Origin of the sequence: Pseudomonas sp. CROZ-RG-20F-R04-15, assembly GCF_022662375.1 — a bacterium.
GTDB lineage: Bacteria > Pseudomonadota > Gammaproteobacteria > Pseudomonadales > Pseudomonadaceae > Aquipseudomonas.
Genome location: NZ_JAKNQL010000001.1, coordinates 617,947 through 640,177 on the forward strand (window position 1 = coordinate 617,947; position 22,231 = coordinate 640,177).

Annotated in this window: 24 protein-coding genes; 8 read left to right on the forward strand and 16 right to left on the reverse strand. The window is 59.8% G+C overall.

The window, feature by feature from the left end:
* Positions 1-46: 46 nt before the first annotated feature.
* A complete protein-coding gene (locus tag L8H52_RS02750; protein ID WP_242204785.1) occupies positions 47-1,054 on the forward strand; it encodes a DUF481 domain-containing protein in 1,008 nt (335 codons plus the stop codon).
* 115 nt (positions 1,055-1,169) lie between these two features.
* Here L8H52_RS02750 and L8H52_RS02755 read toward each other — a convergent pair whose 3' ends face one another.
* Complete coding sequence (locus tag L8H52_RS02755) at positions 1,170-1,379, reverse strand: cold-shock protein (RefSeq protein ID WP_002554837.1); 210 nt, start codon at positions 1,377-1,379, stop codon at positions 1,170-1,172.
* A 353-nt stretch (positions 1,380-1,732) separates the two neighbouring features.
* Here L8H52_RS02755 and dcd point away from each other — a divergent pair, with 353 nt between their 5' ends.
* On the forward strand, positions 1,733-2,299 hold the full coding sequence (gene dcd / locus L8H52_RS02760) for a dCTP deaminase (RefSeq protein WP_242204783.1): 567 nt from the start codon (positions 1,733-1,735) through the stop codon (positions 2,297-2,299).
* Positions 2,300-2,406: 107 nt separating this feature from the next.
* Positions 2,407-2,616, forward strand: coding sequence for a hypothetical protein (locus tag L8H52_RS02765; protein ID WP_127926082.1), 210 nt, complete (start codon positions 2,407-2,409; stop codon positions 2,614-2,616).
* A gap of 46 nt (positions 2,617-2,662) precedes the next feature.
* Here the strand turns inward: L8H52_RS02765 and pdeM are convergent, their stop codons facing one another.
* The 11 genes from pdeM to L8H52_RS02820 form a co-directional block, all read right to left on the reverse strand.
* Positions 2,663-3,319, reverse strand: coding sequence for a ligase-associated DNA damage response endonuclease PdeM (pdeM, locus tag L8H52_RS02770; RefSeq protein WP_242204781.1), 657 nt, complete (start codon positions 3,317-3,319; stop codon positions 2,663-2,665).
* The gene (locus tag L8H52_RS02775; protein ID WP_242204778.1) at positions 3,316-5,805 is read right to left on the reverse strand and encodes a ligase-associated DNA damage response DEXH box helicase; all 2,490 of its coding nucleotides are present in this window, start codon (positions 5,803-5,805) and stop codon (positions 3,316-3,318) included. The genes pdeM and L8H52_RS02775 overlap by 4 nt, the downstream gene beginning before the upstream one ends.
* A gap of 132 nt (positions 5,806-5,937) precedes the next feature.
* Positions 5,938-6,702 (reverse strand): ATP-binding cassette domain-containing protein, encoded by a 765-nt coding sequence (locus tag L8H52_RS02780; protein ID WP_242204776.1) that lies wholly within the window; start codon positions 6,700-6,702, stop codon positions 5,938-5,940.
* 13 nt (positions 6,703-6,715) lie between these two features.
* Positions 6,716-7,834, reverse strand: a complete 1,119-nt coding sequence (locus tag L8H52_RS02785; protein ID WP_242204775.1) for a succinylglutamate desuccinylase/aspartoacylase family protein — start codon at positions 7,832-7,834, stop codon at positions 6,716-6,718.
* Between the two features lie 28 nt (positions 7,835-7,862).
* The gene (locus tag L8H52_RS02790) at positions 7,863-8,573 is read right to left on the reverse strand and encodes an ABC transporter permease (RefSeq protein WP_034154960.1); all 711 of its coding nucleotides are present in this window, start codon (positions 8,571-8,573) and stop codon (positions 7,863-7,865) included.
* A complete protein-coding gene (locus L8H52_RS02795; protein WP_175555170.1) occupies positions 8,570-9,298 on the reverse strand; it encodes an ABC transporter permease in 729 nt (242 codons plus the stop codon). The genes L8H52_RS02790 and L8H52_RS02795 overlap by 4 nt, the downstream gene beginning before the upstream one ends.
* Positions 9,299-9,354: 56 nt before the next feature.
* A complete protein-coding gene (locus tag L8H52_RS02800; RefSeq protein WP_129390082.1) occupies positions 9,355-10,137 on the reverse strand; it encodes a transporter substrate-binding domain-containing protein in 783 nt (260 codons plus the stop codon).
* 223 nt (positions 10,138-10,360) lie between these two features.
* Positions 10,361-12,049, reverse strand: a complete 1,689-nt coding sequence (locus tag L8H52_RS02805) for an ATP-dependent DNA ligase (RefSeq protein ID WP_242204772.1) — start codon at positions 12,047-12,049, stop codon at positions 10,361-10,363.
* On the reverse strand, positions 12,046-13,080 hold the full coding sequence (locus L8H52_RS02810) for a ligase-associated DNA damage response exonuclease (RefSeq protein ID WP_242204770.1): 1,035 nt from the start codon (positions 13,078-13,080) through the stop codon (positions 12,046-12,048). The genes L8H52_RS02805 and L8H52_RS02810 overlap by 4 nt, the downstream gene beginning before the upstream one ends.
* 301 nt (positions 13,081-13,381) lie before the next feature.
* Positions 13,382-15,832, reverse strand: a complete 2,451-nt coding sequence (locus L8H52_RS02815; RefSeq protein WP_242204768.1) for a penicillin acylase family protein — start codon at positions 15,830-15,832, stop codon at positions 13,382-13,384.
* 135 nt (positions 15,833-15,967) lie between these two features.
* A complete protein-coding gene (locus L8H52_RS02820; RefSeq protein WP_242204767.1) occupies positions 15,968-16,612 on the reverse strand; it encodes a glutathione binding-like protein in 645 nt (214 codons plus the stop codon).
* 146 nt (positions 16,613-16,758) lie between these two features.
* On the opposite strand from L8H52_RS02820, the gene L8H52_RS02825 reads away from it, so the two are divergent.
* A complete protein-coding gene (locus L8H52_RS02825; RefSeq protein ID WP_242205516.1) occupies positions 16,759-17,316 on the forward strand; it encodes a cysteine hydrolase family protein in 558 nt (185 codons plus the stop codon).
* Positions 17,317-17,472: 156 nt separating this feature from the next.
* Here the strand turns inward: L8H52_RS02825 and L8H52_RS02830 are convergent, their stop codons facing one another.
* From L8H52_RS02830 to L8H52_RS02845, 4 genes are read right to left on the reverse strand one after another with little or no spacing between them, the layout of a single operon-like run.
* Positions 17,473-17,676, reverse strand: a complete 204-nt coding sequence (locus tag L8H52_RS02830; RefSeq protein ID WP_034154967.1) for an SEC-C metal-binding domain-containing protein — start codon at positions 17,674-17,676, stop codon at positions 17,473-17,475.
* Positions 17,673-18,167 carry an LEA type 2 family protein gene (locus L8H52_RS02835; RefSeq protein WP_242204765.1) on the reverse strand — a complete coding sequence of 165 codons (495 nt, stop codon included), beginning with the start codon at positions 18,165-18,167 and terminating at the stop codon, positions 17,673-17,675. The genes L8H52_RS02830 and L8H52_RS02835 overlap by 4 nt, the downstream gene beginning before the upstream one ends.
* A gap of 42 nt (positions 18,168-18,209) precedes the next feature.
* A complete protein-coding gene (locus L8H52_RS02840) occupies positions 18,210-18,686 on the reverse strand; it encodes a YchJ family protein (protein WP_242204763.1) in 477 nt (158 codons plus the stop codon).
* A gap of 4 nt (positions 18,687-18,690) precedes the next feature.
* Complete coding sequence (locus L8H52_RS02845; RefSeq protein WP_242204761.1) at positions 18,691-19,188, reverse strand: DUF6231 family protein; 498 nt, start codon at positions 19,186-19,188, stop codon at positions 18,691-18,693.
* Positions 19,189-19,387: 199 nt separating this feature from the next.
* Between L8H52_RS02845 and L8H52_RS02850 the strand changes: the two genes are divergently transcribed.
* The 4 genes from L8H52_RS02850 to L8H52_RS02865 all read left to right on the forward strand — a co-directional run bounded on the left by L8H52_RS02850 (position 19,388) and on the right by L8H52_RS02865 (position 22,091).
* Positions 19,388-20,083, forward strand: a complete 696-nt coding sequence (locus L8H52_RS02850) for an OmpA family protein (RefSeq protein ID WP_064120833.1) — start codon at positions 19,388-19,390, stop codon at positions 20,081-20,083.
* Positions 20,084-20,172: 89 nt separating this feature from the next.
* Positions 20,173-20,895 (forward strand): OmpA family protein, encoded by a 723-nt coding sequence (locus L8H52_RS02855; RefSeq protein ID WP_242204759.1) that lies wholly within the window; start codon positions 20,173-20,175, stop codon positions 20,893-20,895.
* 163 nt (positions 20,896-21,058) lie between these two features.
* Positions 21,059-21,340: a DUF1145 domain-containing protein gene (locus tag L8H52_RS02860; RefSeq protein WP_038358130.1), complete on the forward strand. Its 282-nt coding sequence runs from the start codon at positions 21,059-21,061 to the stop codon at positions 21,338-21,340.
* Positions 21,333-22,091 (forward strand): collagen-like protein, encoded by a 759-nt coding sequence (locus L8H52_RS02865; protein WP_242204757.1) that lies wholly within the window; start codon positions 21,333-21,335, stop codon positions 22,089-22,091. Before L8H52_RS02860 ends, L8H52_RS02865 begins: the two co-directional genes overlap by 8 nt.
* Positions 22,092-22,231 lie beyond the last annotated feature (140 nt).

Below are 22,231 nucleotides of genomic sequence, written 5' to 3' on the forward strand. Positions count from 1 at the left end.
CGGATAATGCCGACCTTTTTCGCAAACTTGAGCCTTCGATTCGCTTATGTTGTCCAGATCCTTGCTGTGCCTTGCTGTCTTCAGTGCGTCCACGCCCCTGCTTGCCGACACCGTCTGGTTGAAGAACGGTGACAAGTTGAGCGGTACCATCACCGTGTTCGATGGCGGCAAGCTGTTGATTCAGACCAAATACGCCGGTGCGGTGACGATTGACTGGAAAGAGGTGAAGACGCTCGACAGCGATCAGCACTTGCTGGTCAAGCAGGATGCCTACACCGGTGAAGTCTCCAAATCGCTGACGGCCGCCGAAGATGGCAAGGTCACCCTGGCCAACGGTGAGGCGCCGAAAACCGTCGAGCTGGCGAGCATTCAGCAGATTCTCAAACCGAAACCGGTGGTCGAGGATCTGGTGTGGAAGGGCAATGTCGACCTGGCGCTGGACTATCAGCGCGCGGAGAAGGACACCGATGACTACGATGTCGGCTTCAAGACCACGGCACGGCATGGCCGCTGGCGTCATACCGCCGAGGGTGAATACAACCGCGAAGTGCAGGACGACGAGACCACCACCGACAACTGGCGCGCCGAATACGCACTCGACCGCTTCCTGACCGATAAGTGGTTCTGGCAGGGCCGTCTGAACTACAAGCGCGATCACATCGAAGAGCTGGCGCGTCAGCGCGTGGTCGGTACCGGTCCTGGCTACCAGTTCTGGGATGACGAGTTGGGCGCGTTCTCGCTCGGCTCGCTGTTCAACCGCACCGATTACGAGTATCGCGACGGTAGCAAAGACAACTTCTATTCCGTCGCGATGAAGTGGGATTACAACCGTTACCTGATCGGCAAGAAAGTCGAGTTCTTCACCAATGGTGAAATCGGCAAGCCGCTGTCGGATGTGGCCAACTACGCGCTGGATGCGGAAATGGGCCTGCGTTACAAGGTCACCGACTGGGCCTCGCTTAACCTCAAGGCCGAGCGTGACATCATCAGTGGCACCAACGATGCCGATCTGAACAAGACCCGTTACACCGCGGGGTTTGGCGTGGCCTGGTAAACCTTTCATAAAAAACGCAGCCTTCGGGCTGCGTTTTTTTGTGCCTGTACAAAACAGACGCCCACAAAAAAGCCCCGCTTTTAAGGGCGGGGCTCTTTTCTAAAGAAGCTACAAGTTAGATAACTTGTACTTCTTCAGCTTGCATGCCTTTCTGACCGCGGGTAGCGATGAAAGAAACCTGTTGGCCTTCTTTCAGGCTTTTGAAGCCGTCGGATTGGATAGCTTTGAAGTGAACGAACAGGTCGTCACCGGATTGTGGAGTGATGAAGCCGAAGCCTTTTTCATCGTTGAACCACTTAACGGTACCGGTTTGGCGATTAGACATGGTGTAACTCCTTGAACAAAGATAACTGCGACTCAGGAAGATCCCTGGCCGAGACTGAGTGCAAAGAGCAGGAAAAATTCTTGTAGATGGTTGGATCGAAATTCAACATATCGTGTAGAGATTCTCAGTGACACAAGCAACACAGTGACGCCACCTTAACCCAGTTTCCGAGAAGTGCCAATGCTTCTTGCGAAGGTTTCTCTGTTTTCGGGATCGGCGGTGTGACGGTTCGTCGCCAGAGCGCGCAAATGATGGGGGATCGGCGAGAATTGCAGGCCGCACTTTGAACCCGGCGGCGCGCCCGGTAAGATGCCGGACAGAATTTTTCCACCTCGCTATTCAGGACACCCGCCATGAGCATCAAATCGGACAAGTGGATTCGCCGCATGGCGCAGGAACACGGCATGATCGAACCGTTCGTCGAGCGCCAGATGCGCGGCAGCGACGACAACCGTGTGATCTCCTACGGTGTGTCGAGCTACGGCTACGATGTGCGTTGCACCAATCACTTCAAGGTGTTCACTAACATCAACTCGTCGATCGTCGACCCGAAAAACTTCGATCCGGGCAGCTTTGTCGACGTCCACAGCGACGTCTGCATCATTCCGCCGAACTCGTTCGCGCTGGCCAGCACCGTTGAATACTTCCGCATTCCGCGCAATGTCTTGACCATCTGCCTGGGCAAAAGCACCTACGCGCGTTGCGGCATCATTGTTAACGTGACGCCGCTCGAGCCTGAGTGGGAAGGCCACGTGACACTGGAATTCTCCAACACCACCAACCTGCCGGCGAAGATCTACGCCAACGAAGGCGTGGCGCAGATGCTCTTCCTCGAATCCGACGAGGAATGTGAAGTGTCTTACAAGGATCGCGGCGGCAAGTACCAGGGCCAGCGTGGTGTGACCTTGCCGCGCACCTGATCGGTCCATCCGACAGATCGCGGGAATTCTTTGGCGGGCAGACACTCTATGGGGTGTACTGCCCGTTTTTGCTTTCGGCAAAACGGGCCTTCGCCGAGGAGTGCCCCATGAAGATCGATCCGCAAATCACTGCCGAACTGGCAAGGCTTGAGCCCAATCAGGTTGGCGTATTGGCCTGGTCATTGTTGGCGCATCCGTCGCTGAGCATGGCTGGCGGAATTCCCGGACAGCCCGATCCCGATACGCCCAACGAACAACCGACCGAGCCGGGCGAACCGACCCTTCCGGACGAGCCGCCACCGGCTCCGGTTGCCTGATCGGCATTGAAAATCAATGGCCAGTCAGATGAGGTCTGCAAAGACTTCAACTGACTGGCCATATTTCGTTATCGCCGATGACGAAAATCCTCGAACGCTCTTCCCGCTCGACCGCGTACCCGCCGGTAAAGGCTCCGAATGCCGGTAGCAGGCTGATGCGTTCGCCGAGCCGGAAACACGCCAGACGCAAGCTCTGCCGACCTTTGCCGTGCAGTCGGTAGACCGGGTGCACGTGACCGGCCAGTACGTGTCTCTCTGGATGTGGGTCGGGTTCATGTTGCAAGGCGAATGGCCCGATCAGCAGCGGCTCCGGCACCACCCGGATATTCAGTGATTGAGGCGGGTCGCCGGCGCGTTTGTCGTGATTGCCACGGATCAGCGTCATCGGCAGATCAACATGACGCGCCCGCCATTGCGCCAGCGCGTGCAGCGTCCCCACAGCATGCGAGCCGGGCCCGTGGAGGAAATCGCCAAGAAAGATCAATTGCCGGCAGGGCAGTTTCGCCAGCAATCGATCAATCACCGCGATATTGCTCGCCGTGGTGCCTTGCGGGACCGGTTGGCCAAGGCTGCGGTAAGCGGCGGCCTTGCCGAAATGCACGTCGGCAATCAGCAGTGCCTGTTGCGCCGGCCAGTACAGCGCTTTTTCCGGCAGTAACCATAGGTCTTCACCCGCCAGGCGCACAGGGAATGGCGCGCTCATGACGATTTAGCCTTGTCGGCGGATTTCTCCAGATCGCCGACCATGCGCCTGATGCGATCAGCGAGTTTTTCCGAACTCATGCTTTCGCGCATGCGTTCTACCAGCAGCGGAAACCCTAGCGGTGTAGGACGTTTAACCTGATGCACGTCCAGTTTCATCTGGTTGATCCGCTCCAATGTCTGTTCCAGGCGACGAATATCCAGTTCTTCCCGCAGGACTTCTTCCCCGGCCTGCGCCAGCAACAGATTATCGGCGTCGTATTGTTTGAATACTTCGAAGAATAATCCGCTGGACGCTTGCACCTGACGGGTGCTTTTTGGCGCACCGGGGTAGCCGGCGAAGACCAGCCCGGCAATCCGCGCGATTTCACGGAACCGGCGCAAGGCCAGTTCGCCAGCATTCAAACTGGCCAAAACGTCCTCCAATAAATCATCGGCATTGAAGAGATCGGTATTCAGATACTCGTCCCAGTCGATCGGCGTAGCGCTGAGCAATTCCAGGCCGTAATCGTTCACCGCGATGGAGAACGTTACGGGCTGGCGCTGACTGACGCGCCACGCCAGCAGACTCGCCAGGCCCAGATGCACCTGCCTTCCGGCAAATGGATAGAGGAAAAGGTGCCAGCCTTCGCGGGATTTCAGCACTTCGGCCAACAGGTTTTCGGCGGTGGGCAAGCCGGACCAGCGCATCTGGGTTTCCAGCAACGGGCGCAACGCCTGCATTTCCGGGCCGACAAACTCACCTTGCGCGGCGGCACTGAAACGCCTGACCACCGCTTCTGCCAATTCGCTCGACAGCGGCATCCTCCCGCCATTCCAGCGCGGTACGGCGGCTTTTTTCGCAGTACTGCGTTTGACGTAAGCCGTCATGTTTTCCACCCGTACCAGTTCCAGCAAACGTCCCGCAAACAGGAAGCCGTCGCCCGGTTTGAGTCTGGCGATGAAGCCTTCCTCGACACTGCCCAGCTGTTTACCGCCGCCGCCCTTGCTCCAGAACTTCAGCTGGATGCTCGCGTCGCTGACGATGGTGCCAATGCTCATGCGATGGCGCCGAGCCAATCGCGCATCGGGTACACGCCAGACGCCGTGCTCGTCCGGTTCAACCCGGCGATAGTCCGGATAGGCTGTCAGAGACATCCCGCCATGGCGTACGAAAGCCAGCGCCCAAGCCCAATCGGCGGGTGTCAGGTCACGATAAGCCCAGGCGCTGCGGACTTCTTCGTACAACTCATCGGGTAAAAATCCGCCACCGAGGGCCATGCTGACCAAATGCTGCACCAGCACATCCAGCGGTTTGTGCGGTGACAGGCGTGCTTCGATACGCCGTTGTTCGACGGCGTCACGGGCGGCGGCCGCCTCGAGCAATTCAAGGCTGTGCGTCGGCACCAGTGTCACTCGCGACGTGCGTCCCGGTGCATGACCAGAGCGTCCGGCGCGTTGCATCAAGCGTGCGATACCTTTGGCCGAGCCTATTTGCAAGACGCGCTCGACCGGCAGGAAATCCACGCCCAGATCCAGGCTTGAGGTGCAGACCACGGCTTTCAGTTGCCCGTCCTTCAAGGCCTGTTCGACCCAGTCGCGCGTCTCGCGAGCCAGTGAACTGTGATGCAGAGCGATCAAACCGGCCCAGTCCGGCCGAGCCTCCAGCAGTGCCTGGTACCAGATTTCCGATTGCGCCCGGGTGTTGGTGAAGACCAGGGTGCTGGCGCAAGCGTCGAGTTCAGCAACGACCTGCGGCAACATTTTCAGACCGATGTGCCCGGCCCAGGGAAAACGCTCGATGGTCGGTGGGAGGAGGGTGTCGACCCTCAGCGTTTTTTCGCTTTGTCCCTGAATACTGATGCCGCCACCCTGCGGAATCAGCACCTGCTCGGCGTGGGATTGATTACCGAGGGTGGCGGATACGCCCCAGACAATCAGCCCCGGTTGCCAATGGCGCAGGCGGGCGAGGGCCAGTTGCAGTTGCACGCCGCGCTTGTTGCCGAGCAGTTCGTGCCATTCATCGACGACGATCATGCGCAAACTCGACAGCGCGACTTGCGCATCGGCGCGGGCCAGCAACAGCGTCAGGCTTTCCGGAGTAGTGATCAACGTGGTCGGCAGGCGCCGGCTTTGCCGGGCGCGTTCGCTGCTGCTGGTGTCACCGGTGCGCAGGCCGATGCTCCACGGGATCTGCAGGTCATCAATCGGTGTTTGCAAGGCGCGCGCGGTATCGGCGGCGAGGGCGCGCATGGGCGTGATCCACAGCACGGTCAGCGGCTCTGCGGGGGCTTTACGTTTACGCGGGGATTCAACAACCGCTGCGGGTTTGGCGAAAAGATTGAGCGCGGCAAACCACACTGCGTAGGTCTTACCGGCACCGGTGCTGGCGTGGAGCAGGCCGGATTCACCGTTCTTGACCGCCGCCCACACCTGTTTCTGAAAGGTGAACGGCTTCCAGCCACGGGCGCTGAACCAGGTTTTTGCGAGGTCGAGGGATTTCGCCATGCGGGCTGCGCGCGCTCTGGAGGTGTTCTTCCAGTGACCACGGCGCAGGCGGACAAGTTTGATTTTTGTAGACGATGAAAAACGAATGTGGGAGCGAGCAGGCTTGCTCCCACAGGGGGATTGTGTACGGCGCTACTTGAGGTTACCGCTGAGAAATTGCTTCAGGCGTTCGCTTCTAGGGTTGCCCAGCACTTCTTCGGGCGCACCTTCTTCTTCAACCAAGCCTTGGTGCAGGAACAACACCTGGCTCGAAACTTTGCGGGCGAAACTCATTTCGTGAGTCACCATGATCATGGTCCGGCCTTCTTCGGCCAGCCCTTGAATCACCTTCAACACTTCCCCCACCAGTTCCGGATCAAGTGCCGAGGTCGGCTCATCGAACAGCATCACCTCCGGCTCCATCGCCAATGCCCGGGCAATCGCCACGCGCTGTTGCTGGCCGCCAGAAAGAAACGCCGGGTATTGATCCGCCACCCGCGCCGGCAAACCGACCTTGTCCAGATAACGCCGGGCGCGATCGTCGGCTTCCTGTTTGCTGCAACCCAGCACCCGGCGTGGGGCCATGGTGATGTTTTCCAGCACGGTCATGTGGCTCCACAGGTTGAAATGCTGGAACACCATCGCCAACCGCGTGCGCAAACGTTGCAGCTCATCGGCGTCGGCAACGTGCATGCCGTGGCGGTCGGTGACCATGCGGATGGCCTGGCCATCGAGGCTCATGGCGCCGTCGTTGGGTTGTTCGAGAAAGTTGATGCAGCGCAAAAAGGTACTTTTGCCCGAGCCACTGGCGCCGATCAGGCTGATCACGTCGCCAGTCTTGGCCTTGAGCGAAACGCCTTTGAGCACCTGATGGTCGCCATAGCTTTTATGCAGGCCTTCAACGGTCAGTTTGTACATGGGACGAGCATCCTCAAGGCGAAAGTAGGTAGCCGCTGCGGTAGGCTTCGGCGCCCGCCACGTGGGCGATGACCATGCCGGCAGTGGCCATGCGGCGCAGCGAGCGTGCGTACAGCAGGCCGGCGGCGGTGCAATGTATGGGGGTGACCCGGTCGTTGATCGGGTCGATGATTTCGGCGATCTGTTGCCCGGCCTGCAGGTATTGCCCGGCTGTGGCGGTGTATACCAGCAAGCCGCCGACCGGCGTGGTCACTGGCTCCACACCGGCCAATGGCGTGGCGGGGTAAGGCAGCGACGGCTGCGGTTTGGTCTCGCCGACAATCGCGTCGGACTGGATCAGATAGTCGATCAGCGCCTGGCAATCGCGGCTGGCCAGCGGATGGGTGACGTCACCCTGGCCGCGTAATTCGACAGTCACCGAGAAACTGCCGAGCGGAATCTCGAAGTGTTCGCCGAAGCGCTCCTTCAATTGCCACCACAGCAGCGTGAAGCATTCATCGAACGACTGACCGCCGGAATCGGTGGCCAACAGGCTCGCCTGTGCTTCGATGTAGCGCGCCAGCGGTTCGACCTGCGGCCACGCTTCGGGCGTGGTGTAGAGGTGCACCACCGACTCGAAATCGCAGTGCAAGTCCAACACCATGTCGGCATCGCAGGCCAGCCGTTGCAGAGTCAGGCGCTGGGATTGCAGTTGCGTGCTGGCGGTCTGGCGGGCGAGGGCGTTGCGCAGATGCGTGCGGATCAATTCGAGGTTGTGCTGCGGATCGTCGTTCAGCTTGCCTTCGATGGCATTGCCGATTTCTTCACTGAGGTCGACGAACCAGCGGTTGAAGTTCTGCCCGCTCTCCAGTTCGTAGCGGCCCAGCGGCACATCCATCAGCACTTGTTCGAGGCCGACCGGGTTGGCCACCGGCACCAGCACGATCTGGCTGCGCAGGCGGCCGGCCGCTTCCAGCTCGGCCAGCCGCTGTTTGAGATGCCAGGCCACGAGCATGCCCGGCAGTTCGTCGGCATGCAGCGAAGATTGAATGTAGACCTTGCCCTTGGCCTGCTCCGGGCCGAAGTGGAAGCTGTGGATCTGTCGTGCGGTCCCCGGCAGCGGGGCCAGCAAGTCATGGATCAGGTGGCGCATTTTTTATCTCTTTATTCCTGAGCTGGGCCTAGTGAGTCGGGCCGAGGAAGGCCAGCCATCGGCGTTCGGCAAGGCGGAACAGGCCGACCAGCGCAAAGGTAATGGTCAGGTAGATCAGCGCGGCGATGCCGAACGACTGAAAGGTCAGGAAGGTCGCCGAGTTGGCGTCCCGGGCGACTTTCAGGATATCGGGAATGGTCGCGGTGAAGGCCACGGTGGTCGAGTGCAGCATCAGGATCACTTCGTTGCTGTAATACGGCAACGAACGGCGCAGCGCCGAGGGCATGATCACGTAGGCATACAGCTTCCAGCCGGTCAGACCGTAGGCCTTGGCCGCTTCGACTTCGCCGTGGTTCATGCTGCGAATCGCCCCGGCAAAAATCTCCGTGGTGTAAGCGCAAGTGTTCAGGGCAAAGGCGAGGATTGTGCAGTTCATCGCATCGCGAAAGAAACTGTCGAGCAACGGCTGCGCGCGCACGGCGGCGAGGCTGTAGATCCCGGTGTAGCAGATCAGCAGCTGGATATACAGCGGCGTGCCCCGGAACAGGTAGGTGTAGAACTGCACCGGCCAGCGAATGTAGAAGTGCGGCGAGACGCGCGCGATCGACAACGGAATCGACACCAGGAAACCAATGAAGATCGAGGCGCTGAGCAGCCACATCGTCATCGCCAGCCCGGTGATGTTCTGGCCGTCGGTATAAAGGAAGGCGCGCCAGTATTCCTGCAGAAGTTCGATCATCGTACGGCCTCCCGAGAACCGGCGGCATAACGGCGTTCGAGCCAGCGCAGGATGAAGTTCGAGGCACTGGTGATCAGCAGATAAATCAACGCGGCCAGGACCAGAAAGTAGAACAGTTGATAGGTGCTTTTACCGGCGTCTTGCGCGGCTTTGACCAGATCCGCCAAACCGATGATCGACACCAGCGCGGTGGCCTTGAGCATCACCATCCAGTTGTTGCCGATGCCCGGCAGGGCGAAACGCATCATTTGCGGGAACACCACAAAACGAAAGCGCTGGCCACGTTTGAGGCCATACGCGGTGGCCGCTTCGACCTGACCGCGCGGCACCGCGAGAATCGCGCCACGGAAGGTTTCGGTGAAGTACGCGCCATAAATGAAGCCCAGAGTCAGCACCCCGGCGCTGAACGGGTCGATCTCGATGTATTCCCATTCCATGTAATCGGTGAGGGTCGTCAGCCAGGTTTGCAGGCTGTAGAAGATCAGCAGCATCAGCACCAGATCCGGCACGCCGCGAATCAGCGTGGTGTAGAGCTGGGCAGGCAGGCGCACCAGTTTGACTTTGGACAGTTTGGCGCTGGCGCCGAGCAGGCCGAGCAGCACGGCCACCAGCAGCGACATCGCCGATAATTTGATGGTCATCCAGGTGCCTTCCAGCAGCAAAGGACCGAAGCCTTTGAGGCTGAAGGCGGAGAGCCCCAGATTTTGCAGGAGGGTTTCGAACATAAATCAGCAACCTGAGCGGATGGAAAAGGCGCCCATCGAGGATGGGCGCCGGGGCATTATTTGCCGCTGTACAGAATCAGATCGCCAAAGTGTTTCTTTTGAATCTCGGCGTATTTGCCGTCGTCGTGTAACGCTTTGATACCTTTATCTAAAAGCGCCTTCAGCTCAGTGTTACCTTTCTTAATACCGACAGCGGTTTTGGCTGGCAGCAATTCGTTGTCGACCGGCTTGCTGACGTCATAGTCAGCGCCCTGTGGCGACTTCAAAAAGCCCAGTTCGGCTTGCAGCATGTCCTGGATACCGGCGTCGAGACGGCCAGAGGTCAGGTCGGAATACACCTGATCCTGGTTCTGATAGGCCTGGGTTTTCACGCCGGCCTTGTCCAGCACGGCTTTGGCGTAGGCTTCCTGAATGGTGCCTTGCTCGTAGCCGACGGTTTTACCCTTCAGCGACGCGACGTCTGCGGTGATACCGGAACCTTTTTTCGACACGTAAGCGGTCGGGCCGGAGAACAGCTCGCTGGAGAAATCGATGACTTTCTCGCGGGCCGGGGTCACGGTCATCGACGAGATCACACCGTCGAATTTATTGGCCTTGAGGCCCGGAATCATGCCGTCGAAGTCACTTTCGACCCACTTGCACTTGACCTTCAGTTCGGCGCAGATCGCGTTGCCCAGGTCGATGTCGAAGCCCACCAGGCTGCCGTCAGCCGCTTTCGACTCGAACGGTGCGTACGAAGGGTCAACGCCAAAGCGCAGCTCTTTGTATTCCTTGGCCAGCGCGGAGCCAGCGGCCATGCACAACGCCAGTGCAGAAAGGGTCAGCAATGCTTTTTTCATTATTCAATCCCTAAGAACCAATATGAGCGCTTGTGGCGCAGAATTATTGTTACTGGAACGCGTACGACCTATAGAAAGTAGCAATTTCCGAACCAGAGTCCCGAACAAGTGTTTTAAAAGGTTGAGCGGGGAGAGGCGAGGGGAACTGAGTGCACGGAAATGGGCATTGCCCAAAGCGTGCACCGATTTGTGGCCGCGTCATGTGTTGTCCCGGGAAAAGGGGTCAGGCCAGCAGATTCTGCAAAGTGGCCAAGCTATCCGCTTCATCCACGGTCTTGTCCTGGCGCCAGCGCAGCATTCGCGGAAAACGCACGGCGATCCCGCTTTTGTGTCGGCGTGACAGGGCAATACCTTCGAAGCCCAGCTCAAACACCAGACTCGGCTTCACACTGCTGACCGGGCCGAACTTCTCCACCGTAGTCTTGCGCACGATGCTGTCGACCTGACGCATTTCCTCATCGGTCAGCCCCGAATACGCCTTGGCAAACGGCACCAGCGCACGCTGACTCGAATCGGGCGGGCCGTCCCACACGGCAAAGGTGTAATCGCTGTACAGACTGGCCCGCCGGCCATGGCCGCGCTGCGCGTAAATCAGCACCGCGTCGACGCTGAACGGATCGACTTTCCACTTCCACCAAACGCCCATGTCCTTGGTTCGCCCCACGCCATACAGCGAATCCCGCGCCTTGAGCATCATTCCCTCGACACCCAGTCGCCGCGAAGACTCGCGTTGGCGGGCGAGGTCCAACCAATCAGTGCCGGTCAGCACGGGTGAGGCCAGCAGCACCGGGCTGTTGCAGCGGGCAATCACCGCTTCCAGTTGCGCCCGACGTTTCGCTTGCGGTTGGTTGCGCCAGTCTTCGCCCTGCCATTCCAGCAAGTCGTAGGCGAGCACCACCACCGGGACGTCGTCGAGGATTTTCTTGTCGAGAGTCTTGCGGCCGATGCGTTGTTGCAGCAGAGCGAAGGGCTGCACGGCCGGCGGTTCGGTCGATTGCGGATCGAAGGCGTCTTCAGTGCGCGGATGCGTGCTTTTCCACACGACGATTTCGCCGTCGATCACCGTACCGTCGGGCAAGCCGTGTACCAGCACATCCAATTCGGGAAAACGCTCGGTCACCAGTTCCTCGCCCCGCGACCAGATCCACAGCCGGCCTTCACGCTTGACCACTTGTGCGCGGATGCCATCCCATTTCCATTCAATCTGCCAGTCGCTGGCCGGACCAATCAGGGCTTCGAATTCTTCCACCGGTTGCGACAAGGCATGGGCGAGGAAGAACGGGTACGGTTGGCCGCCACGCTGGGCATGTTCATCGCTGGATTCAGGGGCGATCAGTTTCAGGTAGCTGGCGGCGCTCGGCCGGTTCGACAGATCGGTGTAACCCACCAAACGCTGCGCCACGCGTTTGCTGTCCAGCCCGGCCATCGATGCCAAGGCGCGGGTGACCAGCAATTTCGAGACACCGACGCGGAAACTGCCGGTGATCAATTTGATGCACAGCATCAGGCTTGATCGATCCAGTTGCGCCCACAGGGCCGGCAGTTGTCGGCTTAAGAACTCCGGGGTTTCACCACGCAGCGGCAGCAGTTTTTCTTCGATCCATTCGGCGAGGCCGGCGTTGGAGCTGTACGGGTTTTCGGCGAGCACCAGTGAAATGGTTTCCGCCAGGTCGCCAACCGCTTGATAGCTTTCCTCGAACAGCCACGGTTCCAGGCCGGAGACCTCAACAGCCAGTTCACGCAGGATTCTCACCGGCACCAGTTGCCGGGGCCGGCCACCGGACAGGAAGTATACCGCCCACGCAGCGTCATGCGGTTCGGCCTGGGCAAAGTACGTCTGCATCGCCGCGAGTTTGGCGTTGCTCGACGTGGTCGCATCGAGTTCGGCGTACAACTCGGCAAATGCTTTCATGCGGGCATCTCGGCGATGGTCGGTTCGGTGGCGATGTTTTCTTCTTCGTCATCGCCGTATTCGGTGTTGAAACCTTGGGCATCCAGGCCTTTTTCACGCAGATGCCGCACCAGCACGCCGATCGAGCCGTGGGTGACCATCACCCGTTCCGCACCGGTCTGTTCGATGGCCCACAACAGGCCGGGCCAGTCGGCGTGATCCGAGAGCACGAAACCACGATCGACACCGCGCCGCCGCCGCGTGCCACGCAAACGCATCCAGCCGCTGGCAAACGCATCGCTGAAATCGCCGAAGCGGCGCATCCAGTTGCTGCCTCCCGCCGAGGGTGGGGCGATGACCAGGGCCTGGCGCATGATCGGGTCGCTTTTTTTCACGTCGCCGGCGTAGATCGTCGGCGGCAGGTACACGCCAGCCTCGCGGTAGACCCGATTCAGCGGCTCGACCGCGCCGTGGCTGAGGATCGGGCCGAGGGTTTCATCGATACCGTGGAGAATCCGCTGGGCCTTGCCGAACGAGTAGCAGAACAACACGCTGGCCTTGCCGGCCGCGATGTTCGCGGCCCACCACTGATTGATCTCGCCGAACACCTGCGCCTGCGGCTGCCAGCGGTAAATCGGCAGGCCAAAGGTCGATTCGGTGATGAAGGTGTGGCAGCGCACCGGTTCGAACGGGGCACAGGTGCCGTCGGGTTCGATCTTGTAATCGCCCGATGCGACCCAGACTTCGCCGCCGTATTCGAGGCGTACCTGTGCCGACCCGAGCACGTGGCCGGCGGGATGAAAACTCAAGGTGACACCGTGGTGCGTCAGGCGCTGCCCGTAGGCGAGGGTTTGCAGGTTGATGTCCTGACCGAGGCGCGCACGCAGAATCCCTTCGCTGGCGCTGCTGGCCAGGTAATGCTGGTTGCCGGTGCGCGCGTGATCGCCGTGGGCGTGAGTAATGACCGAGCGCTCGACGGGGCGCCAAGGGTCGATATAAAAGTCACCCGCAGGGCAATACAAACCTTCGGGACGCGCGATAACAAGGTCCATGTCGTTACCAGGAATGGGGGGCTTGTTAGCTATGAGGCTGGCGCGTGTCTGGAAGTTCTATCGACTTTGAAAAGCCACCCTCACCCCAGCCCTCTCCCGGAGGGAGAGGGAGCCGACCGAGGTGTCTGGCGAGTGACATCGACCTGAAAAACCGAGTCGATTATGGATTTGGCAGAGCACCAACCGAGTTAACTCCGGATTCGGTACAACACCTTCAGGTCGGCGTAGATCTGCAGCTACCCCCAATCAGTCCCCTCTCCCTCCGGGAGAGGGTTAGGGTGAGGGGCTTTTGATGTTTGCCTTATTTGCCGGGAGTAAGAGTCAGACGGGTCTTGCCATACACCCGATCAAAGTTCTGCGGCTGCATCGGCAAGCCGATGTACTGCCCCTTCAGCCACGCATCAATCCCGTTGAGGTAATTCGGACTCACCGGATTCCCCGATTGCCCCGTACCGTTCTGCCCCATCAGTGGCTCAGCCTGGCCGAAGTCGACGATGAAGCGCATCGACGGCGCGCGCGAGGTTGTGAAGTCCTGACCCCAAGGGAACGCTGCAGTGTTCAACGTCGTGTGATCACCACCCGCTGCCAGTGGGCCGCGCACGGTCTGGCCATTGCTATTCTTCCAGGCATAGCTGTGCAACTTGCCCCATTGCCAGGCCCGGTGGTCAGCGCCCAACTGACTGTCGCCAGCGCTGATCGCTGCGGCAAAGCTGCGGGCGAGAATCACCGCTTTGTCCTCTTTCGACGGCGTGCGGATGTCATCCCAAAACGGACTGTCTTCACGTCCCAACAGATGATCGGCCTGCGCCGCATAGGACAAATCCCCGTTAGCAATAAACGCTTTCCACGCCGGGCTCGATTCCGGGCCGAGTTCGTCGAGGAAGATCTGCTTCATGCTTTCTTGCAGGAACAGTTCGTAAATCGCCGCATCCGCCGAGGTCGGGCTGAGCTTGCCGTCGAATGCCATCAACCGCGTGAACGCTTCACGCGCCTTGCTGCGATCCGCTTCCGGCAGGGCATCGATAGCCTGTTTCAACGGTTGTTTCATGCCCGGCGCCTCGAAGACTTTTTTCAGCTTGGCGGCGAAGGTGGTGGTCTGGTCGTACTGCATGGCGATCACGCTGCGGCTGTCATGCTTGCCGCTGCCGGCCAGTTCCGCCAGACGCTCGCCACGCTCCGGCGCCGCCCATGAATTGGACAGTTGCATGCCATAACCGTGAGGAATCACGCGCTGGTTGGCGGTGCCGAGCCAGCCTTGTGCTGGATCCTGATCGTACGGATGCAGCATCGGGTCGGCGTAACCGTCCCAGTCGTAACGACCTTCCCAGCCCGGCGATGGCAGCAAACCTTCGCCTTCGCGGCGATTGGGGTAGCGCCCGGTGACTTGCCAGCCAATGTTGCTCGCATCGGCGAACACCAGATTCAGGGCGATGGCGCGGATTTCCCGGCTGGCGTCCGACGCTCGTTCCACGGTTTGCGCGCGGGTCAGGTCAAAAAACGCATCCAGCGACTTGTCGTCGGTGAAGCTCGGCGTTTGCAGGGCCAGGCCGAAACCGTTGCCTTGCGCCGCAGCTTGGGCACTGTTGAGCAGCGCGCCGTGGCGGGTTTCATAGACCGCTTCACGAATTGGTCGCTGGCCTTTGACGAAGTAGGTTTCGTTGCGCACGCCCAGCGGCTGCCATTTGCCGTTGACCTCGTAGGTCAAACTGCTGCCCTGGCGACGGATTTTTTCCAGGAACAGGTCCTGGTTGTCGCCGAGCACGCTGGTCATGCTCCACGCGACTTTGCCGTTAAAGCCACCGAGGACCAGCGGTAAACCGGCAACGGTTACGCCCGCCGCCTGATATTTCGGTGCGCGAATCTGCACGAAGCTCCACAACGATGGCGCGGCCAGCGGCCCATGGGCGTCGCTGGCCAACAAGCTCTTACCGCTGCGGCTGCGTTGCGGGGCGATCGCCCAGTTATTCGAAGACGTGGTGCCGAGCAAGTTAAGTGCCGACAGTTGCTGGCTGGCGCCGCTCAGTTCAGTCAGCCCGGGAATCTGCCCGTTGAGCTTGAGGCCTTGCAGTTTGTCGGCTTCGGCCAGCGGCAGGTTTTCGTCGGGCGCGGACGGCGTCAGCCAGGCGAGTTTGTCCGTGGTCACGGTTTGCGCGAGCACCAGCGAGGAAATTTCTTCCGGCAGGTTGGCTGACTGGCTGAAATTCAACAGGGCGAAAATCAGCGCCGAGTCTTCCGGTTTCCAGTATTCAGGCTTGTAACCGCTGGAGGCGAGATCACCCGGCAACTTGTCGGCATAGCGGAACAGGTAGGCGTTGACGCCCCGCGCATAGACTTCGAAGAAGCGCTTGAGGCGTGGCGACGAGGCCTTGTACAGCTCGCCGGCGCTTTTCTTCAGATTGACCGCGCGCATGTAGCGGTCGGCGTCGAGCATCGATGCGCCGGACATTTCCGCCAGACGGCCCTGAGCCAACAGGCGCAGGGTGACCATCTGGTTGATGCGGTCGCTGGCGTGCACATAGCCGAGGCTGAACAGCGCGTCGTGGAAGGTATTGCTCTCGATCAACGGCATGCCCATGGCATTGCGTCGCACCGACACGTTCTGCGCCAGGCCCTTGAGCGGCTGCACGCCGGAGGTCGGTGGGAGGGTGTCCTGAGCGTTCCAGGTCTGGCAACCGGACAGGCCCAAAACACCGGCCACTGTTGCGGCAACGCCGAACCGGGGAAGAAAATGTGTGAGGGCTGGCGAGGCCATGGCAAAGCTCCTGCGGGGGGTAGCGTCAGTAAAGGCGCTACGTTAGAGAGCAGGAGGTGGCCGCGCAAGCGGGGCGAGTGGTTATTTCTTGCCATTGATCGCTCCCACGCTTTGCATGGGAGCGATCCGCTCGGGTCAAGCCTTCGGTGGATTGATTTTCTGCACCAGTGCGTAGGCCTTCACCGTCGCCGGGCGATCCTTGATGTGGTTGAACCAGCGCTGCACATGCGGGAAGTCTTCAAGGTTCTGGCTTTGCCATTTGTGCGAGACGATCCATGGATAGATCGCCATGTCGGCAATGCTGTATTCGCTGCCGGCGACGAATTCGTTATCAGCCAGTTGCTTGTTCAACACGCCATACAAACGTGCGGTCTCGTCGATGTAGCGCTTGATTGCATAGGGGATTTTCTCCGGGGCGAACTGGCTGAAGTGGTGATTCTGTCCGGCCATTGGCCCCAGGCCGCCCATTTGCCAGAACAGCCATTGCAGCGCCGTTTGCCGACCGCGCAGGTCCTTGGGCAGAAACTTCCCGGTCTTCTCCGCCAGATACAAAAGAATCGCCCCGGACTCGAACAGCGACAACGGTTCGCCGCGATCGGCCGGTTCATGATCGACGATGGCCGGGATGCGGTTGTTCGGGGCGATTTTCAGAAAATGCGGCTGAAACTGCTCACCCTGACTGATGTTGATCGGGTGCACGTTGTACGGCAGGCCGGCTTCTTCGAGAAACAGGGAAATCTTGTGGCCGTTGGGGGTGGTCCAGTAATACAGGTCGATCATGGAAAACTCCAAAGCTGAAATGGACGTGCGTGCGGACAGCAAACGCCGGCGTCAGGTCGTCCCGTGTGCGTTCGATAGCTTGCCTAGAAGGAAGAGGTGATGCTGAACTGCGCAGAATTCAATGACCCTGCATGAGAAAAATCGCCATGGAGCTTCAGGCCAACGCTGCACTGATCATCATCGACCAGCAAAAAGGCATCCTGCAGCCGCGTTTGGGTCGAAGGAATAATCCTCTGGCGGAAGCGCGAATCCTTGATCTGCTGGGGCTGTGGCGGCGTAGCGCAAGGCCGGTGATTCATGTGCAGCATCTGTCGCGTGAACCGGATTCGGTGTTTTGGCCGGAGCAGGAAGGGGTGGAGTTTCAGGAGAGGTTTTTGCCGCAGGATGGCGAATGGCTGATTCAGAAACAGGTGCCGGATGCGTTTTGTACCACGGGATTAGAGGCGCGGTTGCGTGAGGCGGGCATCTGGCAATTGATCATTGTCGGTGTGGCGACGAACAACTCAGTGGAGTCAACGGCACGTACGGCGGGCAATCTAGGCTTTGCTGCGTGGGTGGCGGAGGATGCGTGCTTTACCTTCGACAAGGCCGATTATTTCGGCACGTTGCGCACGGCTGAAGAGGTGCACGGGATGTCGCTGGGGAATTTGCAGGGTGAGTATGCGACGGTGGTCAACTCTGCACAGATTTTGGCAGCAGGCTGAAAATGATTCTGTGAATGTGCCGGCCTCTTCGCGAGCAGGCTCGCTCCCACAAGGATCGCGGTGGGCACAAAAGCCCTGACCGGCGCAGATCAAATGTGGGAGCGAGCTTGCTCGCGAAAGCGGCAGGTCAAGCGAAGAGGGTCTTCGCCTAGAGCATCAAGCGCCGTGGCACTTCTTGAATTTCTTGCCGTTGCCGCATGGGCAAGGGTCGTTGCGGCCGACGTCTTTCAGGGCGTTGCGCACCGGTTCCTGGTGGGCGTGGCCGCAGTTCGGGCCGTGCACGTGGCCATGGTCATGCTCGTGATGATGGTCATGATCGTGGTTGCAGTCAGGGCCATGGACATGAGGTTGCTGGGTCATCGGTGTTGCTCCGGAATTAAATCGGCGGGGATTATCACGCCATTGCGCTCAAGGTGCACGTAGTGGGCGATGAATAAACCGGTTTCCATTTCGCCCTGCAAACGATAGGGAATCTGCTGGTTCGGATTTTTCAGCATTTTCACCACGTCTTTTACCTTCGGCCACAGGTTGGTGCGGATTGGTACTTTGAAGTAGGCACTGCGCTTGGGCCCCACGGTGAACCAGTGTTCATGCTCGCCTTCGGCCAGCAGCATGTCGGCCAGATGAATGCGGTATTCGAGGCCGCGCACGGTCAGGTCGCTGTCGTTGGGGTTGTCGATGCGAAAGTGCAGAATGAATTTCTGTTCGAGCAGTTTGGCGCGCACCACTTCGACTTTCACCAGATGCACGGCGGGGTCGACGCTGTCATCGCTGAACCACGACGCGCAGCCGCCGAGGTTCAGGATCAGCATCAGGGTGAAAACCTGGAATGTGCGCCATTGACTGAGCATCGAGTAAAACTCCCTTTGGTCCCAGTCTAGTTGCCGACGAATCTACGCGCCGAAATACCCCGCGCAGCATTTCTTGAACTTCTGCCCGCTGGCGCACGGGCAACTGTCGTTGCGCCCCAGCTTCAATTGCACCGTCGGATCAATGAAATACCAGCGTCCGCTGTTCTGCACGAACGAGGAGCGCTCGCGATGGCTGTGTTCACCCTGATCGTCGTGCCAGCGCGCGGTGAAGGTGACGAAGGCGTGTTCCGGCTGACCGCCGAAGACTTCCGAGCTTTCGACATCCAGGCCGAGCCAGGTGCTTTGCGCGCTCCAGTCGCTGATCGATTGACGATTCAGTCCCGCTTGCTGAGCAGGCAGGGTAGTCGCCACAAGGTAATCGATCAGACCCAGCACATACGCGCTGTAGCGCGAACGCATCAAGGCTTCGGCGCACGGCGCCGGATGGCCGTCGTGATAATGACCGCAGCAGGCATCCAGCAGATTGCCGCTGCCACATGGGCAAATGGCTGTACTCATTGCATTACCACCAGTATTTCCCGAAGTTTTCCGGATTGGCCCAGAATCGCGAGTTGAGCCAGTCGGGGACTTGTTTGTAGTCAAGCAGATCGTAGGTGAACAGGGTCAGCACTTGATCGTCGCGTTGAAAGCGTTCGCTGGCTTGCAACGCCAGCGAATAGAAGTCGGTTTCCTGCCAGCCACTGGCCGACAGATCCGCCAGCACGGCAATGCGGCTGGCATTGAGATTACGAATTCCGCCCAACAGATTCAGGCTATCGCGCTTGGGCAAATGTTCCAGGCAATCGACCACCAGCGCCAGATCGAAACGCTGCGCTGTCAGTTCGGCGGGCAATGCGCCCGGCGCCGCATGGGCGACGATGGTGTCCGGGTGCGCTTCTTTAAAGGCACTCAGGGCGGGAAATTCGCTGGCGCCGATCAGCAGCAGACGCGCCGGGGCGTAGCGATCCAGCAAAGCGGCCAACGCCTGTTGCGGCGTGCGGGAAGAAATGGCGACGTTCATCGAAGCTCCTCAATCAGACCGCCAAGACTAGCCTGCCTGACGATGTCGGCAAAGAGCCCTGTTTCGCCAGTGAGTGGTCATTGCGGCAAAGTCCTGTGAACACGGTCGCAAACAGGCATGGCCTATTGCTGGCGGAGATTAAAACTCCGGTCTTTACTCCCTGAATCGGTTCTAAGCCGATCCCTCAGGAGAAAACCAGATGAGCATAGTTCGGACAGCATTACCTTTGATTCTGCTAACCAGTGTGTTGACGGGTTGTGCAGGTTTGCAGAAAACCGACTGGCCGACCTGTGCGGCGGTCGGTGGTGTGGTGGGTGCCGGTCTCGGCGCGACCGAGAGTTCGGCTTGGGCCGGCTACGGCGCGTTGCTGGTCGGTGGCACGGCAGCGGCCTATTGCTGGGTACACGGTGATGGCGACGAAGACGGCGATGGTGTGCCGGACAGTCGCGACAAGTGCCCGCACACGCCTAAAGGCGTACAGGTCGACGCTGACGGTTGCCCTCCACCAGCGCCTGCACCCGTGGTCGAAGAAGCTGTAGTGGTCAAGGAAGAAACCATTGTCATCCGTGATGTGCACTTCCAGTTCGACAAAGCCACGTTGACCGGCCCTGATAAACAGGTTCTCGACAAGGTCGCCACGCGCCTGAAACAGGAATCCTCGACTGCACAACTGACCGTGACCGGTCATACCGACAGCGTGGGCAGCGATGCCTACAACAAAAAACTGTCGGATCGTCGTGCGCACTCGGTGGTGGAATACCTGATTCAACAGGGTGTGCCACGCGCCAGCTTCGTTTCGGTCTCCGGCCTGGGTGAAAGCCAGCCTGTCGCCGATAACAAAACCGCTGACGGCCGCGCGCAAAACCGTCGTACCGAAATCAAAATCGTCCGCTAGACCTCTCGCATCCGCGGCTTGTGCAGTCGCGGATGCGGGTCTTTACTCCTGTGTAACCGGTATGGGCCGGTGACACAGGAGCTTTCACAATGACTGTTTTCTCAAGGTCCGTCTTGCCGGTGCTGCTGCTAGGCAGCTTGCTCACCGGTTGCGCCACCCACAGCGATGGCACTGCACCCCTCAATCAACGTACGTGGCCGATCTGCAGCCTTATTGGCGGGCTGGTCGGTGGCGGTCTCGGCGCCATTGAAAGTGGCGGCTGGGCCGGTGGCGGCGCAGCGCTGGGGATTCTGACCGGCGGACTGATCTGTTATGCCCAGGACGGCGATGAAGACGGCGACGGCGTGTTCGACCGCCGCGACCGATGCCCGGACACCCCGGCCAATACCCCGGTCGATCACCGTGGTTGCCCGCTGCCGCAATATCCGGTCACGGAAAAAGTGCCGGAGCCAGCGCCGCAAACTGAAGTCATCACCTTGAGCGATGCCGGCAACGTGCTGTTCGATTTCGACAAATCCGACCTGACACCCGCGGCGAAAGCCCAGCTCGATACGCTGATGGACAAGCTGCGCAATGCTGACGTGGTGAGCATCAAGGTCGTTGGTCACACCGACAGCAAAGGGTCGGATGCGTATAACCAGGCCTTGTCGGAGCGGCGTGCGAGCAGTGTCGCGGCGTATCTGCTGAGTCAGGGGCTGGCACCGAACAAACTCACCAGCGAAGGGCGCGGAGAAAGTGAACCGGTGGCCGATAACGCAACCGATGAAGGGCGCGCGCAGAACCGTCGCGTGGAGTTGCACATCAATCGCTAGGACGCCTCTGTAGGACGCAGGCTAGAGCTGCCGGACGATTATAAAAGGCGTTCCGGCAGCCATTTGGCGGCGCAGCGAAGTTTTTTCATTTGTGCCTCTGGCTTATCCCCCGCAGAAGCCGTTACTGTGCGCCCAAAGAATAATTCGCAACACGGGGGAGCGTATGAAAGTGTTCTGGGGGCTGGGGCGGTTGTTGACCCTGCTGTTCTGCTGCGTGGTGCTGGCCAATCAACTGGTGCCTTTCGTACATCCGCTGCATCTGCTGGTCAATCTGGCCGGCGGTCTGCTGTTGCTGATTCATCTGCTCGAAGTGCTGCTGTGCAATCGCAGCCTCAAAGGCCGTCCGCACCCTTGGCGTGACCGTGGTCGCATCCTGCTGTTCGGCGTATTCCACTTGCAATCCATCCCGGCCCCGGCCGCTCCGGAGGCTTCTTCCCATGCGTAAACTTTGCCTGCTCGCTGCATTCATCAGTCCTCTGGCCTGTGCCCAGGTGGTCAGCGTTGAAACCAATTCGCTGATGCGTTTGCCCAACACGGCCAGCACCCTGCAGCTGGAAAAACTCGAAGTGGCCGATTACGGCACGCTGTTGATTCCGGCGAACGTGACCGAGTTGAGTGTCGGTGAACTACGTCTTGGCCATGAAGCACGTATCGCGATCGTTCCGGGCGAGAACGCTTTGGAAATGAAGGTCGTTCGCGCAGAGCTGAGCGATGGCAGCCAGATCACCGCGCGCGGCGCGCCGGGGACGTATGAAAAAGCTGCCCGTGCCGGACGTAATCTGAATCTGCAATTCAAGGCGTTGAACGCGCCGCAGCTGTTGGTCGATGCCCGTGGCGGCACCGGTGCCCCTGGTTTTGTCGGCCTCGATGGCGGTAATGGTGAAGACCCGGGCTGCACTTATGGCTCAGCAGGGCACGGTTTTGATGGCAGCAACGGCAGCGACGGCCAACCGGGCGCACCGGGAGCGCTGGTGCGTCTTGAGGTGCCGCGCGAGTTTCCGGCCGAGCTGATCAAGGTCAATGTCGCGGGCGGTGCGGGCGGACCGGCGGGTGTTGGCGGTAAAGCAGGGAAGGGTGGCAAGTCCAAGGGCTGCCTGGTGTATCGCGCCGATGGTGGCAAGAATGGCAAGGCGGGGGTTGATGGTCAGCCTGGGCCGGTGGGGGCGGCGGGGGCTGTGACTGTGCAGCGCCTGTAAAAGCACACCCTCACCCCAGCCCTCTCCCAGAGGGAGAGGGGGCCGACCGAGGTGACTTACGCTATCCATCGACCTGAAAGATTGAATCGATTATGGATTCGGTAGAGCAGTTTCAGGTCGGTGTAACTCTCCAATATCCC